Here is a 14609-nt window from a genome sequence, read left to right as displayed (position 1 = left end):
ATGAAGTTCAAGAGCAAAGTCATCTACACATCGCACATCGACACGCCGCTCGGCGGCATCACGATGGCGGCCACCGACGAAGGCCTGGCAGGCGTCTGGTTCGACCAGCAGCGCCACTGGCCCGACACGACGGGCTGGCAGACCAAAGACGACCATCCCGCACTCGTCGAAGCCGGCGCGCAGTTGCGCGATTATTTCGCCGGCAAGCGCGGCACCTTCGACGTGAAGCTCGACCTGTCGCACGGCACCGCGTTCCAGCAGAGCGTGTGGCAGGCACTGCTGGCCATTCCGGTGGGCGAGACCCTGAGCTACGGCGCATTGAGCGCAAACGTGGGCAATCCGGCCGCGGTGCGCGCGGTGGGTGCGGCCGTGGGGCGCAACCCGATCAGCGTGATCGTGCCCTGCCATCGCGTGCTCGGCGCGAACGGCTCGCTGACCGGTTACGCTGGCGGGCTTCACCGCAAGACCGCCCTGCTGGAACTCGAGGCGAAATAGAGCTCGGCGCCGGCTGCGCGCACTGATCGAAAGAACGTATGAGTACAACAACAACGAAAGACAACACCCCAGCCGCCGACGCGCCGAAGCCCAAGGCCTGGCTCATCGACCTCGTGCTGCTCGGCGCACTCTGGGGAGCGTCTTTTCTTTTCATGCGCATCGGCGCCGCCGAGTTCGGTGCCTTGCCTGCGGCCGCGGTGCGCGTCAGCGTTGCCACGCTGTTCCTGTTGCCGCTGCTGTTCATGCGCGGCCACGGCGCGGCGCTGGCGCAGCACTGGAAGGCCTCGATGGCCATCGGCGTGCTGAATTCGGGTATTCCGTTCGCATTGTTCTGCTTCGCGCTGCTCACCATCAACAGCGGCCTGGCCGCGGTGCTCAACGCCACGGTGCCGATGTTCGGCGCACTGGTGGCGTGGGCCTGGTTCCGCGACCGCCCGGACGCATCGCGCATCGTCGGGCTGATCATCGGCTTTGCGGGCGTCGCGATGCTGGCGAGCCGCAGCGCGGGCCTGCATGCCGATGCGGGCGGCAATGCCGCGCTGTGGGCCGTGCTGGCCTGCCTCGGCGCCTGCGCTAGCTATGGCGTGGCGGCCAGCGCCACGCGGCGCTACTTGGGCGGCGTGCCCGCGCTGGCCACGGCCACCGGCAGCCAGATCGGCGCCACGCTGTTCCTCGCGCTTCCCGCGCTGTGGTTCTGGCCCACGCAAATGCCCAGCCTGCGCGCATGGCTCGCGTTGCTGGCGCTCGGCATTGCCTGCACCGGCCTGGCCTACATCCTGTTCTTCCGGCTCATCGCCAATGCGGGACCGGCGCGCGCACTGACGGTGACTTTCCTGGTGCCGGTGTTCGCGGTGTTCTACGGCGCGGTGTTTCTCGGCGAAAGCATCACGCAGTGGATGCTGATCTGCGCGGCCGTCATCGTCTGCGGCGTGGCGCTGTCCACGGGCCTCGTGAAGCTCTGGCCGGGCGCTGGCTCGGCGGCCGCTACATCGCCGCCGCGACCACGTTGACCGACAGCGCGAGCACCAGCATGTTGAATGCAAAGGCGAGCACGCTGTGCACCAGCGTGATGCGCCGCATCTCGCGCGAGGTGGCCTGCACGTCCGACACTTGCGAGGTCATGCCGACCACGTAGGCGTAGTACAAAAAGTCGAAATAGTCTGGCTCGTCCTTGCCCGGAAAATCCAGCCCACCGTCGGGCGCGCCGTCGCGCTGGTCGATGTAGTAACGGTGCGCGTAGTGAAAGGCGTAGATCGTGTGCATCATGAGCCACGAGCCCGCGAGCGCCATCACCCCGAGCGCAATGTGCCCGGCGCGCGCCGGCCCGCTCATCAGCTTGACCTGCTGAAGCAGCATCGCGATGGCGACCACGCTCGCACCGATCGCGACCAGCATCGACACGAGGATCACCAGGTTGGGCTGGTCCAGCGACTGCGCGCGCTCGCGGGTTCGCTGCGCATCGAAAGTGTGGGCCAGCCACCATGTGAGCACGAGGTAGACCGCGGCACTCACGCACCAGCCCGCCAGCCCACGCGTCATGAGGTCGAGCGGCCAGGGAATGGCCGCCATCACTGCGCCCGCCACGCCACCGTAGAGAAGACGCTGCGGGCCGGTGGTCGCGGAAAGATGTTTGTGCATCTTCAAAGCTTAGCTTGAATACTTTTTCAGGTGCGCAAACGCCCGGATCGACACCGTCCTACAAGCACAGCGGCAATCAGCGCATGGGTTTTTGGCATGTGCCCTATTAACTTGTCGGTCATCAAAAGGGAGCCCCACCCGGAAGCACCGCGCGCATAGAAATTGCGTGTCGGGCCCGAGGTATTTTTTTGCCTTCCCAAGGACCTTTCATGCTGTTGCCTCGCTCCCGCCCGCTCGCCCATACCGCACGTTTGACAACGCTGGGCACACTGGCCGGTGCCGGATTGCTCTTCGCCCACGCACCGGCCTGGGCTGAACCGTCGCCCGCCTTGGACCGCTTCAGCTTCTCGGTGGGAGCCTTCAGCGCCGATCCCAAGTTCAATGCCTCCGTCAGCTCGCCCTACGGTGCGCTGCGAACGCGCGACCTCGAGCCCGGCCGGGTGACCATGCCGCGCGTCACGGCCGACCTCTTGATCGGCGACAGCCACGGCATCTCTTTCGACTACTACCGCTACAAGCGCGACTACTTCGGTCAAGCCGGCGGCAGCGAATCCCTTGGCGGCTTCGGCACGTTCAATGCCCTCGGCAACGCCAGCCTCAACGTGAAGCTCGACTTCGCCAAGCTTTCGTACAAGTGGTGGCTGGGCTCGGGCAATACGGTGTTCGGCCTCGGCGCGGGCGCGGCCTACTACCGCATCAACGTCGGCGCGAACGCCAACGTGGCGGTCAACGGACGGATCGGCCGGTTGAACGAGGACGCGAGCGACGACGCGATTGCGCCCTTGCTCGAAGTCGGCGTGCGGCATGCCATCAACCCGGATCTGCGCCTCTTTGCCGACCTCTCGGGCGTGCGCAAGGGCGGTGGGCGCTTTCACGGCAACATCTACAACGCCAGTGCGGGCATGGAGTGGTTCCCGGTGAAGAACGTCGGCCTGGTGCTGGCCTACGGCGTCACCAACATCGACCTGGCGCGCGAAAGCAGCACCGCGGAAACGCGGGTCAAGGTCAAGCTGCACGGGCCGTCGGCCTTCCTCAAGGCGCGGTTCTGAAACATCTCCCCGCGCCGAGGCCCCGCGATGCATGCCATGGGCCGGGCGCCGCGCGCATAGGTGCTTGCGATCATCGGCGGCCGCGCCAAGGCCACATATGATCTTTTGATGTACATCACAGCCACTCCCCGCTCCGACGAACTCGATGGGCGCGCCGCCACTGCGCGCCGCACCCGCAAGCCGCGCCCGCTCGGCCTTGCCGTCTCGGCGGCGGCGCTGCTGCTGGCCGCGGGCGCGCCGGCCCATGCGCTGGTCATCGGCGTGACCGAAGGCGTGACCTACCAGGTCACCGAAAGCCAGATTGCACCCCGCTTCGAGCCCATTGCCGAGGTGCTGAGCAAGGCGCTGAAGCAGCCCGTGACCATCAAGGTGTTGATCTCGTACAACAGTGCGCGCGAAGCCCTGAAGGAACAGCAGGTCGACCTGGCGTTCATCCATCCGGCCCATGTGGCGCTCGAAGCCGTCAAGAGCGGCCGCTATCAGACGCTGGCCTGGACGAGCGGCTTTACCGCGTACAAGGTGTCGCTGCTGTGCAAGGAGCCGCAGCCCATCTCCGACTGGAAGAGCACCGCCGGCAAGGGCCTCGTGATGCCCGACGCGGATTCGATCACCTCGGTGATCACGCGCGCCATGCTGCGCGAGCAAAGCGTGCAGCCCGCTTCGCTCAAGCTCACCAACACACGCTACCAGGACGCCATTCCTTTCTACGTCCAGAACGGCTTCGTTGCCTACGGCGCCACGGCCTCGTCGGGCGTGATCAAGACCTGGAAGGACGGCGGCGGCAACGTCTGCGCGGAATCGCGCGCGGTGCCCATCAAGCAATGGCTGGTGTCGCGCAAGCTCGATGCCGCCACCGCCGCCGCCGCGCGCGAAGCCCTGCTGGGACTGGCTCAAAGCGACGCCGGCAAGCGCGCGCTCGCAACATCGACCTACACTGGCTTCGCCGCACCCTCCGCCGACGTCGAGGCAGCCTTGATGACCTGGCTCGGTATCTGAAACCGGAAGGCGCGGCGTCCCCAACTCCGCTTTCCTGATTCACCCATGACCGACCTGTCCAGCTTTCCCATCACCCAGAAGTGGCCCGCGCTCCAGCCCGACCGGCTGCAGCTGTATTCGCTGCCCACGCCCAACGGCGTGAAGGTTTCGATCATGCTGGAAGAAACCGGCCTGCCCTACGAGCCGCACCTGGTGAGCTTCGAAACCAACGATCAGATGTCGCCGGAATTTCTGTCGCTCAACCCGAACAACAAGATTCCCGCCATCCTCGACCCTGACGGACCCGGCGGCAAGCCGCTCGCGCTTTTCGAATCGGGTGCCATTCTTCTCTACCTCGCCGACAAGACCGGCCAGTTCATTCCGCAAGATGCCGCGGGCCGCTACGAAACCATTCAGTGGCTGATGTTCCAGATGGGCGGCATCGGCCCCATGTTCGGCCAGCTCGGCTTCTTCAACAAGTTTGCCGGCAAGGACTACGAGGACAAGCGCCCGCGCGACCGCTATGTGGCCGAATCGAAGCGGTTGCTCGGCGTGCTCGACAAGCGCCTTGCAAGCAGCCAGTGGGTGGCGGGCGACAGCTACACCATCGCGGACATCGCCATTTTTCCGTGGGTGCGCAACCTCGTCGGCTTCTACGAAGCGGGCGACTTGGTCGGCTTCGGCGAGTTCAAGAACGTGGCGCGCACGCTCGAAACCTTCGTTGCCCGCCCCGCCGTCGCGCGCGGCCTGGCCATTCCGAAGCGGGGCTGATCGCCGGCGGCGGCGCATCCGCCGCCCGATCCGAAAACAGAACTATTCATTTTTGGATCGAGTGTCTTTTCTAGGCACGCAGCTGGGGTTCCCGAACCGTTATCGCGCCTTGTTCAGCCGCGGTTAAGGTTACACTTCAATAAGAATAATTCTTATTCAACCACCCGAGTCACCCCCTTCGCTCTGCGCGGTGACCGGCCCGGGAACCACCATCACTGCGGATGCTTGCGAGAAGGCGATCGGATGCGCGACCTCGTCCAGGAATTGGTAGCTCACTATGCGGACTTGCGCCGTCAGCTGACGCGCGACCTGCGGGACCCCCACTACGCGGCGGACATCGCGCAGTCCAGCTTCGAGCGGGTGTATGCGCACGCGCTCAAGATGAACAACGGCATCCGCATCGATGCGGCGTCGGACAGCGCGCAAGGCACGGGCGGCATCGAGTCGCCGCGGGCCCTTCTGTTTCGCGTGGCACGCAACCTGTGCGTGGACGATGCGCGCCGTCGCAAGGTGGCGCAGGACTGGGTGAGCACGCATTTCAGCGCCGGTTCGCGCCAGACGGTTCCATCCTGCGAATACATCGCGTCGCAGCAGCAGGTGATGGCGCGCGTGGTCGAAACGCTGGAAACGCTGCCGCCCCGTCGGCGCGAAGTGTTCCTGCTGTTCCGCGCCTATGGCCATACGCGCGCCGAGATCGCGCAGCAGCTCGGCATCACCGAGATGGCGGTGGCCAAGCATCTGCTGCGCGCCGCCATCGACTGCTCGCGCGTGTTCGCCGCGCTGCGCTCGGAACTGATCGAGCAGACGACCGTCTCCAACCGCGCGGGCTTCGACGCGAAGCTGGCCGAAGACTTCGCCTGAGCTTCCGCATCGTGGCAAGCGCTCCGGACGAAAAGCTTATCGAGCGTGCGCTCGCGCTCGTCGTCGAAAGCGAAAGCGCGCCGCAAGACACCGCGGTTGCCGCGCGCCTGGCCCTCGCCCGGTGGCGCAGCAGGTCGGTGGAACACGCCTTAGCGGCCCAAGAAGCACGGCGCCGCTGGGATGCCCTTGGCGGCATTGCGGCCGAATTGCGCAACCTGCAAAAGTAGCCAGCCGCACGGCCGGCCTTCACTGCAGCTGCCTCTCTTCGCGCAGCGCCTCTTCCATCGATGGCTTGACCAGTGCAGCCCCGGTCAGCGCCCACAAGGTCAGCACGTCGTCCAGCGCGCAGATGTTGCCGGGGTGCACGCCGAGCCAGCGGACGAGCGCTTCGGCGCGTTCCGGCGAAGGCGCGTCATGCAGCGTGCAGAAGAGCATCCATGCGACGTCGAAGGCGGGGTCGTCGCAGGTTGGCCGGGTCGTCTTGTCTTTCATTCCCCTCCTTCACGCGGCGAGGCTTTCCCGCGATTCGCGCACCCTGTCTTCCGCGACCTGCCCTGACCGCATCGTGATCACACGGTCGGCCAGGTGGAAGTAGCGGTCGTCGTGCGAGATCACCACCAGCAGGTGACCCTTGGCGCGCAACTCGGGCAGCAGCTCGGTGTAGAAAAGATGGCGGAAGGTCGGGTCCTGGTCGGCGGCCCATTCGTCGAACACCAGCACCGGGCGGCCTTCGAGGTACGCGTGCACCAGGGCCAGCCGCTTGCGCTGGCCGGTCGACAGGTCGGTGGTGCTGAACGCGCCGTTCTTCAGGCTCACCTTGTGGGCGATTTCCAGCCGCTCCAGGTAAGGCAGGGCTGTTTCGGGCAGCACTTCCATGCCCGCGCCGCCTTCTCTCTCTTCACCGGCCACGAGATCCTCGAACAGGTAAAAGTCGGAGAACACCGTGGTGAAGAGCTGGCGGTAGTCGTCGCGGCCCTCGGGCTTCACGGCCGAACCGTCGATCAGCACATCGCCCGACTGCGGCGCATAGAGGCCCAGCAGCAGCTTGATCAGCGTGGTCTTGCCGGAGCCGTTGTCGCCCACGACGAACACCATTTCACCGCGCCGCAGCGTGAGGTCGATCGGCCCGAGCGTGAAGGCCTCGCCGCCTTCGGGCGCATCGAACGCATAGCGCACGCCGCGCATGCCGATCTCCTGCTTCAGGATCACGCCGTTGGATGCGCGCTCCAGGTGCAGGTGCGGCTCGGGCGTGGCAAAGCGCGCCGAGAGGTCGCCGATGCGCTGGAACGCGACCTTGGCGCGGCCCACGCCGGGCAGCAGGAGCGCGATCTGGTCCAGCGGCCCCTTCAGAAACAGCAACACCAGCACGAAGCCGCTGAGCACCGCGGGCTCGGTCGGCCGGAACGCCGCCCAGCCCAGGATCAGCGCGATCAGCAGGAAGAACAGCGCCGAGCCGAAGGCCGTTGCAATCACATAGGTGTTGATGGCGCGCCCGTTCACCACGCGGATGGTGTCGACGATGCGCTCGATCTGGCCCGAGAACATGCGCGTGCGGCGCGTGCGGTGCATGCGCAGTTCCTTCGCGCCTTCGCTGATGGCGCGGTAGGCCTTGTGCAGCTGGTCTTCCTGCTCGCGCGCTTTCCAGAAGCCCGCCTCGCCGCGGATCTGCGCCATCAGCTGCACCGTGATGCCGATCACCAGCGCCACCAGCATCAGGCCAAACAACGGCAATGACAGAAACGCGAGGTAGCTCAGGCAGCCCAGCGCCACGGCAATCGCAATCAGCATGCCCGACAGCGCGAAGGCCACGTCGCTGATCATGTCCACGTCCTGCGACAGCACCGGCATGAGGCGGTGCGTGCGGTAGCGCTCCAGCGCATCGATGGGCGCCGCAAGAATCTTCTGCGCCAGGCTCTTGCGCACCTGGGCCACCAGGCGCTGGCCGACGAAGTTGGTCGACACGTCGGACGCCATGCGCCCGAACAGCGCCACGCCGCACAGGCCGATGAAAGTCAGCAGCAGCCCACCCGCCAGTCCGCCCGGCTGGTTGAGCACCCGGTTGATGGTGCCGAGCAGCGCGACCGTGGCGGCACCGGCGCTGATGCCCGTGACCGCGGACAGCAATATCCACGGAAGAAAGGGTTTCAGCAGGCGCCCGATTTCGGCGCCATTGCCTGCGGTGGTGGTTGTCATGCAAAGGCTCTTTCCGCCCCGGGGGCGACAGCTGGGAAACGACCATGCCGCGTGGCACAGCCCCGGTGGCTTCGTGCCACCTACTGCCTAGACGGTTGAGCCGTGGCAATGTTCAGCGGGGCGCCGAATGAACAGCCGCCGCGCGAATCCGTCTTGCAGGGATGCGCTTGCCGAAGGCCGACCCATGATCCCGCTGCTCGCGCCCCTGTTCCCGGGCGAGCTGGCCGTGCATGGCGAGAAGCTGCAGTACACGGACACGCTGCCGGCCGGCGCGGTGCGCGTGGCGGACCTTGTGCGATCGCCCGCGCCGCTCGCCGACGTGCTGAGGCGCAATGCACGCTACAGAGGCGCTGACGGTACGGACGGCGCGGACCTGCGCGCCGTCGCTTCCGCCTGGAGCCTCGAATACATCGCGATGCTGCTGCCGCCGGTGATGGCCGCGGCCAGCATGCTGCAGCACGTGTTCCCCATTGCGGCGGAACACACCTGGGTGCGGCTGGACGCGCATGGCGGACCGCTCGGCTTTCACATCCGGCACATGGGCCGATCGCGGCATGGGGCCGACACGGCGGAGCGCTATGGCCCGCTGCTCTGGCAGCACCTTGCCCCGCTCTTCGAGGCGCTCTGCAGCCTGACGCGGCTCGCACCCAAGATTCTCTGGAGCAACACGGTGCGGCTGATGGAGCCGGTGTTCGACCTGGCCGAACACGCATTGGCCGCCACCGGCGGCGCACCGTTGATCTCGCTCGACCGGCAGCAGTTGCTGCACAGCGCCACATGGCCGAACGAACTTGGCGCCAACCCGCTTTACGGCCGCCAGCGCATCCATCCCGTGAAGCTGCACCGCGAGTGCTGCCTGAATTACCTGCTGCCGTATGAGCACCACTGCAACGCCTGCCCGCTCGCGCCTGAGCATCGCGGCCTCGGGTGAACAGATTGCCGGCCATTCCGTCTTCCATCTATCCATCCATTCCACACCTATGTCCAAGGCCAAGCTCGTCTACATCCTGTCTTTGAGAAATGCCGCCGCCGACAAGGCCGGCCAGCACATTGCGTACAAAGGGGGGCAGCGCTACATGGCCTCCCCGCTCGAGTCCCTGGCCAAGGCGCTCGACGAAACGCCGCTGGGCGACGCCTATTCGCTCGAAGGCATCGTGATCGACGACGACCCGGGCTCGCCGCGCGACCAGGCCGCGCTGCAGGACTACGGCTTCTCGTGCCAGCCCGAGAAGAAATGGATCTTCCCGGCCGGCCTGAAGGCGCAAGGCAAGAGGCTCACCGACATCTTCCACTCGGTGCCTTCCGAATACCGGCGACTGCCGCTGGACTCGGCCGACCGCGTGGCCGGCAAGAGCCGCTTCGAGCGCACGTTGCTCGACAAGCTGCTGACGCTGCAGGCCGACATCGTCGTGCTCGACGGGCTGCTCGTGATCCTCGACGAACTGGTGCGGCCCGGCGCGCCGTTCCACCGCAAGATCGTCAACATCCATCCGGGCATCACCCGCATCGAATCCCCGTACGAACGCCGCGGCGCCTACGCCACGCTCGATGCGCTGCATGGCGCGCAGGGCCGCAAGGTCGTGGACTGGCAAACGATGGAAAGCGTGGCCGTGCCGCCGCTCTGCAAGACGGGCGCTTCGCTGCACTACGTCGACAACGGCATCGACTCCGGCGAGGTGATCCACGACGCGCTGCGCACCACCATCGACCCCGAGGACACCATCCTCGAGCTGCGCTGGAACAACTTCAACCTCAGCCTCTTCCCCGCCTTGCACGAGGGCTTGGCCCTGCTCGCGCAGCAATGGCAACCGATCATCGAAAGAACCGCATGACGTCCACTCCCTATGTCTCCTATGCGGACGGCATGCCGCACGCGGTCATGCGCGAGGGCGAAACGCTCGGTGTGCGCAACACGCAGGACGGCACGCGCTCGCTCTGGAAGATCGGCCAGGGCGCGTCGGGCGCCACGCTCGATTGGGTAGACGGCAGCGCTGCCTCCACGGGCCATCTGCTCGCGGCGCTCGAAGGCGCGTTCGAATACCGCCCCTCGAGCAAGAGCCTCGCCGTGGCCCCGAGCCACCCGGCCGCGGCGCTCGTGCGGGCCGGCGTGCTGCTGCAGGCCGAAGGCGGCCATGCCCGCGCCTGCCGCGACATGCTGTGGCAGCAGCCTTCTCTCTGGCTGCCGACCGTGCACGCGCCCATGGCGCTGCAGTACGCGCTGACCCACGGCAAGCGCCACCCCGTGCGCCCGCCCAAGCCGCGCGGCGTGCTCTACCAGCGCTTCATTCCCTGGCTCGGCAAGACCTTCTCGTTCCGCAGCTTCGATTTCGAGGCCGACCTTGCGATGTTCAACCGCTGGATGAACGACCCCGACGTGGCCGTGATCTGGGAGGAAGAAGGCGATCTCGACAAGCACCGCCAATACCTCTCGGCGATCGACCGCGACCCGCACATGTATTCAATGATCGCCTGCCTCGACGGCGAGCCCTTCGGCTACTTCGAGATGTACTGGGCCAAGGAAAGCCGCATCGCACCGTTCTACGACGTGGACGACCACGACCGCGGCTGGCACGTGCTGATCGGCGAGCCCGCGTTCCGCGGCAGGGCCTTCGCCACCGCATGGCTCACATCCATCTCGCACTACATCTTCCTGTGCGACCCGCGCACGCAACGTGCGGTCGGTGAGCCGCGCATCGACCACGTGCAGCAGATCCGCAACCTCGACAAGTCCGGCTACGCGAAGGTGAAGGAGTTCGACCTGCCGCACAAGCGCGCGCTGCTGGTTGTGATGCTGCGCGAACGCTATTTCACCGACGCCCTCTGGCTGCCCCGCAGCGACGGCGCCGCCATGCCCGCCCAACATTCTGCATAAAGGAAAAACCGCCATGGTGATTCACGACCTCATCGGCATCGGCTTCGGCCCTTCGAACATCGCGCTGGCCATTGCGCTGGACGAGAAGCGCCGCGACGGCCGCCGCGTCGATGCGATGTTCATCGAGAAGCAGCCCGGCTTTGCGTGGCACCGGGACATGATGCTGGACCAGGCGCACATGCAGATTTCCTTCATGAAGGACCTCGCGACGCTGCGCAACCCGACCAGCCGCTTCACCTTCATCAACTACCTGCATGAAAAGAAGCGCTTGCAGGACTTCATCAACCTGAAGACCTTCTTCCCGAGCCGGCACGAGTTCAACGACTACCTGGGCTGGGCCGCGGCCCAGTTCGAGGATGCCTGCGTGTATGGCGAGGAAGTCTTCGAGGTGCTGCCCGAAAAAGAGACGCACGGCGGGGAAGTCTCGCTGCTGCGCGTGCGTTCGCGCGACGGAACCGGGCACGTGAGCGAACGGCTCGCACGCAACCTCGTGGTCAGCATCGGCGGCATGCCCAACATTCCGGACGGCTTCCGGCTGCTCAGGGACGACCCACGCGTCTTTCATTCGAGCAGCTATCTGCGCGACATGGCCCGTCTGCCCGAGGCCGCGAAGATCGCCATCGTCGGCGCCGGCCAGAGTGCGGCCGAGATCTTCATGGACCTGCAGGGCCGGCCGCACGCGCCGCAGGTCGACCTCGTCATGCGGGCCCGCTCGATCCGCCCCTCGGACGACAGCCCCTTCGTGAACGAAGTCTTCAACGTCGAGTTCACCGACTACATCTATAGCCAGCCCGAGGACGAGCGCGCCGCGCTGATCGACGAATTCGGCCACACCAACTACGCGGTGGCCGACCTCGATTTGATCCAGCAGATCTTCAAGATGTTCTACGAACAGAAGGTCCGCGGCGAGGAGCGCATGCGCTTCCTGCGCCGGCACGACATCCGGGGCGTGCATGCCGCGGCCGACGGCATCCACCTGACCCTGCACGACCAGAACACCGGCCATGAAACCACCTCGCGCTACGACGCCGTGGTGCTGGCCACGGGCTACGCGCGCGAGCAGCACAAGGCCCTGCTGACACCGCTCGCGCCGTACCTCGGAGACTTTTCAGTCGACCGGCACTACCGCATCGGCAGCACGCCGGACTTCCACCCCGCCATCTTCCTGCAGGGTGCCTGCGAGTCCTCGCACGGGCTCAGCGACACGCTGCTGTCGGTCACCTCGGTGCGCACGGGCGAAATCGGCAATGCGTTGCTCAAGGCGATTCCGGCCGGTGCACCGGTGGCCGCCATGGCCGCAAACGCCGCGAACAGCCCCCGCCACGAGCGTCAGCCGGTTCAGGCCTAGGCACGGCCACCCCGGGGGGCCGGGGAGACAAAAAGAAAAGGAGACAGGTCGCTGTCTCCTTTTTTTTAAGTCAAACGTCTCATGTATGGAAGCGCCAAGGTGCCGGAAACCGGCCGGCCTTGGGCGTCGAAACGTGAACACGTCGTATTCAAGCACCTGGAGTATCAACCTTATGCGTCCCCTGCCCCGTCAACGTCTATTGAACGCCGCGCTCGCCACGGCCTTCGGAACGGCTTTTTCCCTTTGCAGCGTGAGCGCCTCCGCGCAAGCCACGGGGCAGCAGCAGCCGCGGGCCGCCGACTCGACGCTGCCCGCAATCACCGTGAACGCCGATACGGAAGAATCCGCTACTGGCCACGTCAACGGTTACCTGGCCAAGCGCAGCACGGCCGGCAGCAAGACCGACACGCCGATCGTCGAGACGCCGCAGTCGATCTCGGTCATCACGGCCGACCGCATGGACGCCATCGGTGCCACCAACGTCAAGGACGCGCTCGGCTACACCCCGGGCGTCAACATCTCCAGCTTCGGTGCCGACTCGCGCTACGACTGGATCTCGATCCGCGGCTTCGACGGTTATGCGCCGGGCTTTTATCTCGACGGGCTGCCGCTGCGCAACAACGGCACCTGGGGTCTCTGGAAGACCGAGAACTACGGCGCCGAGCGCATCGAAGTGCTGCGCGGCCCCACATCGGTGCTCTACGGCATGGCAAGCCCGGGCGGCGTGGTCAACATCGCGAGCAAGCTGCCCACGGCGGAACCGCTGCGCGAAATCCAGCTGCAATATGGCAATGACGCCCGCCGCCAGGTGGCCGGCGACTTCTCGGGTGCGCTCGATGCCGAAGGCAAGGTGCTCTACCGCATCACCGGCGTGGTGCGCGACGCCCAACTGCCCGGTGGAAGCTCACGCGACGACCGCACCTACATTGCGCCCTCGATCACCTGGAAGCCCTCGAGCGACACCACCTTCACGCTGCTGGCGCAGTACCAGAAGAACCGTGCCGGCACCTACACCCGCATCCGCCCCGCCGAGGGTTCGCTCAAGCCGACGCGCATCGGCACCACCATTCCGACCGACCTGAATGCGGGTGATCCGAACTTCGATCACTTCAACCAGGACCAGAAGATGATCGGGTACCAGCTCGAACATCGCTTCAACGACACCTTCACCGTGCGCCAGAAAGTGCGCTACGGCAAGCTCGAGGTGGACTACCGCGCCCTGCAGGCGCCGAGCTTCGTCGCCATGGACCCGGTCAATGCGCTGAACCCCGCCAACTACCAGTACCTGACACGCGGCGTCTTCGGCAGCCAGGAGAGCACCTCGTCGGTCACCATGGACAACCAGGTCGAGGCCAATCTGCGTTCGGGCGACTGGCAGCACAAGGTGCTGGCGGGCGTGGACTACCAGCGCACGCGCATCGACCAGTACACCTACAGCAGCGGCCTCGGCGCACCGCTGCTCGACATCTACGCCCCCGTCTATGGCGGCGCCATTGACATTCCGAGCCCCTACGTCAACGGCGTGAGCCGGCTCGCGCAGACCGGCGTGTACCTGCAGGACCAGATCAAGTGGGGCGACCGCTGGTCGCTCACGCTCGGCGGCCGCTACGACACTGCGCAGAGCACCGCCTACAGCCGGCTCGACGGTACGACGCAGCGCATTTCCGAGCACAAGTTCACCAAGCGCGCGGGCCTGGTCTACCTGGCGCCGAACGGGCTGGCGCCGTACCTGAGCTACTCGGAATCCTTCGCGCCGACCGGCGCGGTCGACCCCGTGAGCAAGAGCCCGTTCAAGCCGGAAAGCGGGCGCCAGTACGAAGCCGGCATCCGCTACCAGCCGCCGGGCGGCAAGTCGCTCTACAGCGCGGCCATCTTCGACCTGCGCCGCAAGAACTACATCACCTACGACGCGAGCTTCCTGCCGAAGCAGACCGGCGAGATCTCGGTGCGGGGCCTTGAGCTCGAGGCCACCACCGAGCTGATGCCGCGTCTGAATCTCACGGCCTCCTATGCCTACACGCCGCGCGCCATCGTCACGGCCAGCAGCCGCGAATCGGAAATCGGCAAGCAGGCGACCTCCGTTCCGCGCAACCGCCTGTCGGTGTGGGCGGACTACCGCTTCAGCAACGGCCTGAAGGTGGGCGCGGGCGTGCGCTTCAACGGCTCGACGCATGGCGATGGAGAAGTGGTCGCGCCGGCCAAGGTGCCGTCGTACACGCTGCTCGACGCCATGATCGGCTACGACATCGACCGCTGGACGCTGGCGCTGAACCTGCGCAACCTGACCAACAAGACCTACATCGCGAACTGCGCCTACGGCTATTGCTACCTGGGCACGCAGCGCACGGCGGTGGCAACGGCGACCTATCGCTGGTAAGCCTCCGCACGCCAGAGCAAAGGCCGGATG

The 14609-nt window shown here is 66.1% G+C and carries 15 protein-coding genes; 12 read left to right on the top strand and 3 right to left on the bottom strand.

Annotated elements, in window-relative coordinates:
* Both QFZ42_RS04615 and QFZ42_RS04610 read left to right on the top strand, forming a co-directional pair.
* Window positions 1-495: a methylated-DNA--[protein]-cysteine S-methyltransferase gene (locus QFZ42_RS04615; protein ID WP_307699824.1), complete on the top strand. Its 495-nt coding sequence runs from the start codon at window positions 1-3 to the stop codon at window positions 493-495.
* 38 nt (window positions 496-533) lie between these two features.
* Window positions 534-1505, top strand: a complete 972-nt coding sequence (locus QFZ42_RS04610) for a DMT family transporter (RefSeq protein ID WP_307699823.1) — start codon at window positions 534-536, stop codon at window positions 1503-1505.
* On the opposite strand, the gene QFZ42_RS04605 is transcribed toward QFZ42_RS04610, so the two are convergent.
* A complete protein-coding gene (locus tag QFZ42_RS04605) occupies window positions 1480-2133 on the bottom strand; it encodes a DUF1345 domain-containing protein (RefSeq protein ID WP_307699822.1) in 654 nt (217 codons plus the stop codon). The two genes, QFZ42_RS04610 and QFZ42_RS04605, sit on opposite strands and share 26 nt — an antisense overlap.
* 209 nt (window positions 2134-2342) lie before the next feature.
* Between QFZ42_RS04605 and QFZ42_RS04600 the strand changes: the two genes are divergently transcribed.
* The 5 genes from QFZ42_RS04600 to QFZ42_RS04580 all read left to right on the top strand — a co-directional run bounded on the left by QFZ42_RS04600 (window position 2343) and on the right by QFZ42_RS04580 (window position 6016).
* Window positions 2343-3182 (top strand): hypothetical protein, encoded by an 840-nt coding sequence (locus tag QFZ42_RS04600; protein ID WP_307699821.1) that lies wholly within the window; start codon window positions 2343-2345, stop codon window positions 3180-3182.
* 108 nt (window positions 3183-3290) lie between these two features.
* Window positions 3291-4178, top strand: a complete 888-nt coding sequence (locus QFZ42_RS04595; RefSeq protein WP_307699820.1) for a phosphate/phosphite/phosphonate ABC transporter substrate-binding protein — start codon at window positions 3291-3293, stop codon at window positions 4176-4178.
* A gap of 45 nt (window positions 4179-4223) precedes the next feature.
* Window positions 4224-4928, top strand: a complete 705-nt coding sequence (locus QFZ42_RS04590) for a glutathione S-transferase N-terminal domain-containing protein (RefSeq protein WP_307699819.1) — start codon at window positions 4224-4226, stop codon at window positions 4926-4928.
* Between the two features lie 243 nt (window positions 4929-5171).
* Window positions 5172-5789 carry an RNA polymerase sigma factor gene (locus QFZ42_RS04585; RefSeq protein ID WP_307699818.1) on the top strand — a complete coding sequence of 206 codons (618 nt, stop codon included), beginning with the start codon at window positions 5172-5174 and terminating at the stop codon, window positions 5787-5789.
* 11 nt (window positions 5790-5800) lie between these two features.
* On the top strand, window positions 5801-6016 hold the full coding sequence (locus QFZ42_RS04580) for an iron dicitrate transport regulator FecR (RefSeq protein ID WP_307699817.1): 216 nt from the start codon (window positions 5801-5803) through the stop codon (window positions 6014-6016).
* A 19-nt stretch (window positions 6017-6035) separates the two neighbouring features.
* Here the strand turns inward: QFZ42_RS04580 and QFZ42_RS04575 are convergent, their stop codons facing one another.
* A complete protein-coding gene (locus tag QFZ42_RS04575) occupies window positions 6036-6281 on the bottom strand; it encodes a hypothetical protein (RefSeq protein WP_307699816.1) in 246 nt (81 codons plus the stop codon).
* Window positions 6282-6290: 9 nt separating this feature from the next.
* On the bottom strand, window positions 6291-7982 hold the full coding sequence (locus QFZ42_RS04570; protein ID WP_307699815.1) for a cyclic peptide export ABC transporter: 1692 nt from the start codon (window positions 7980-7982) through the stop codon (window positions 6291-6293).
* 184 nt (window positions 7983-8166) lie between these two features.
* Between QFZ42_RS04570 and fhuF the strand changes: the two genes are divergently transcribed.
* From fhuF to QFZ42_RS04545, 5 genes are all read left to right on the top strand, one after another.
* Window positions 8167-8913: a siderophore-iron reductase FhuF gene (fhuF, locus tag QFZ42_RS04565; RefSeq protein ID WP_307699814.1), complete on the top strand. Its 747-nt coding sequence runs from the start codon at window positions 8167-8169 to the stop codon at window positions 8911-8913.
* Window positions 8914-8962: 49 nt separating this feature from the next.
* Window positions 8963-9814, top strand: coding sequence for a formyltransferase family protein (locus QFZ42_RS04560; RefSeq protein WP_307699813.1), 852 nt, complete (start codon window positions 8963-8965; stop codon window positions 9812-9814).
* The gene (locus QFZ42_RS04555) at window positions 9811-10854 is read left to right on the top strand and encodes a GNAT family N-acetyltransferase (RefSeq protein ID WP_307699812.1); all 1044 of its coding nucleotides are present in this window, start codon (window positions 9811-9813) and stop codon (window positions 10852-10854) included. The genes QFZ42_RS04560 and QFZ42_RS04555 overlap by 4 nt, the downstream gene beginning before the upstream one ends.
* 13 nt (window positions 10855-10867) lie before the next feature.
* The gene (locus QFZ42_RS04550) at window positions 10868-12202 is read left to right on the top strand and encodes a lysine N(6)-hydroxylase/L-ornithine N(5)-oxygenase family protein (RefSeq protein ID WP_307699811.1); all 1335 of its coding nucleotides are present in this window, start codon (window positions 10868-10870) and stop codon (window positions 12200-12202) included.
* A gap of 172 nt (window positions 12203-12374) precedes the next feature.
* On the top strand, window positions 12375-14579 hold the full coding sequence (locus QFZ42_RS04545; protein ID WP_307699810.1) for a TonB-dependent siderophore receptor: 2205 nt from the start codon (window positions 12375-12377) through the stop codon (window positions 14577-14579).
* Window positions 14580-14609: the final 30 nt, after the last annotated feature.

The organism is Variovorax paradoxus (assembly GCF_030815855.1).
Lineage (GTDB): Bacteria > Pseudomonadota > Gammaproteobacteria > Burkholderiales > Burkholderiaceae_C > Variovorax > Variovorax paradoxus_M.
Note: the sequence above shows the minus strand (reverse complement) of the source record. Positions and strands in the feature narration are given on the sequence as shown.

Bases quoted from the DNA above. Each gene is read 5' to 3' on its own strand.
- QFZ42_RS04575 (WP_307699816.1), bottom strand. From the start codon at position 6,281: ATGAAAGACAAGACGACCCGGCCAACCTGCGACGACCCCGCCTTCGAC.
- QFZ42_RS04570 (WP_307699815.1), bottom strand. From the start codon at position 7,982: ATGACAACCACCACCGCAGGCAATGGCGCCGAAATCGGGCGCCTGCTG.
- QFZ42_RS04600 (WP_307699821.1), top strand. From the start codon at position 2,343: ATGCTGTTGCCTCGCTCCCGCCCGCTCGCCCATACCGCACGTTTGACA.
- QFZ42_RS04590 (WP_307699819.1), top strand. From the start codon at position 4,224: ATGACCGACCTGTCCAGCTTTCCCATCACCCAGAAGTGGCCCGCGCTC.
- QFZ42_RS04615 (WP_307699824.1), top strand. From the start codon at position 1: ATGAAGTTCAAGAGCAAAGTCATCTACACATCGCACATCGACACGCCG.
- QFZ42_RS04555 (WP_307699812.1), top strand. From the start codon at position 9,811: ATGACGTCCACTCCCTATGTCTCCTATGCGGACGGCATGCCGCACGCG.
- QFZ42_RS04595 (WP_307699820.1), top strand. From the start codon at position 3,291: ATGTACATCACAGCCACTCCCCGCTCCGACGAACTCGATGGGCGCGCC.
- QFZ42_RS04585 (WP_307699818.1), top strand. From the start codon at position 5,172: ATGCGCGACCTCGTCCAGGAATTGGTAGCTCACTATGCGGACTTGCGC.
- fhuF (WP_307699814.1), top strand. From the start codon at position 8,167: ATGATCCCGCTGCTCGCGCCCCTGTTCCCGGGCGAGCTGGCCGTGCAT.
- QFZ42_RS04605 (WP_307699822.1), bottom strand. From the start codon at position 2,133: ATGCACAAACATCTTTCCGCGACCACCGGCCCGCAGCGTCTTCTCTAC.
- QFZ42_RS04560 (WP_307699813.1), top strand. From the start codon at position 8,963: ATGTCCAAGGCCAAGCTCGTCTACATCCTGTCTTTGAGAAATGCCGCC.
- QFZ42_RS04545 (WP_307699810.1), top strand. From the start codon at position 12,375: ATGCGTCCCCTGCCCCGTCAACGTCTATTGAACGCCGCGCTCGCCACG.
- QFZ42_RS04550 (WP_307699811.1), top strand. From the start codon at position 10,868: ATGGTGATTCACGACCTCATCGGCATCGGCTTCGGCCCTTCGAACATC.
- QFZ42_RS04610 (WP_307699823.1), top strand. From the start codon at position 534: ATGAGTACAACAACAACGAAAGACAACACCCCAGCCGCCGACGCGCCG.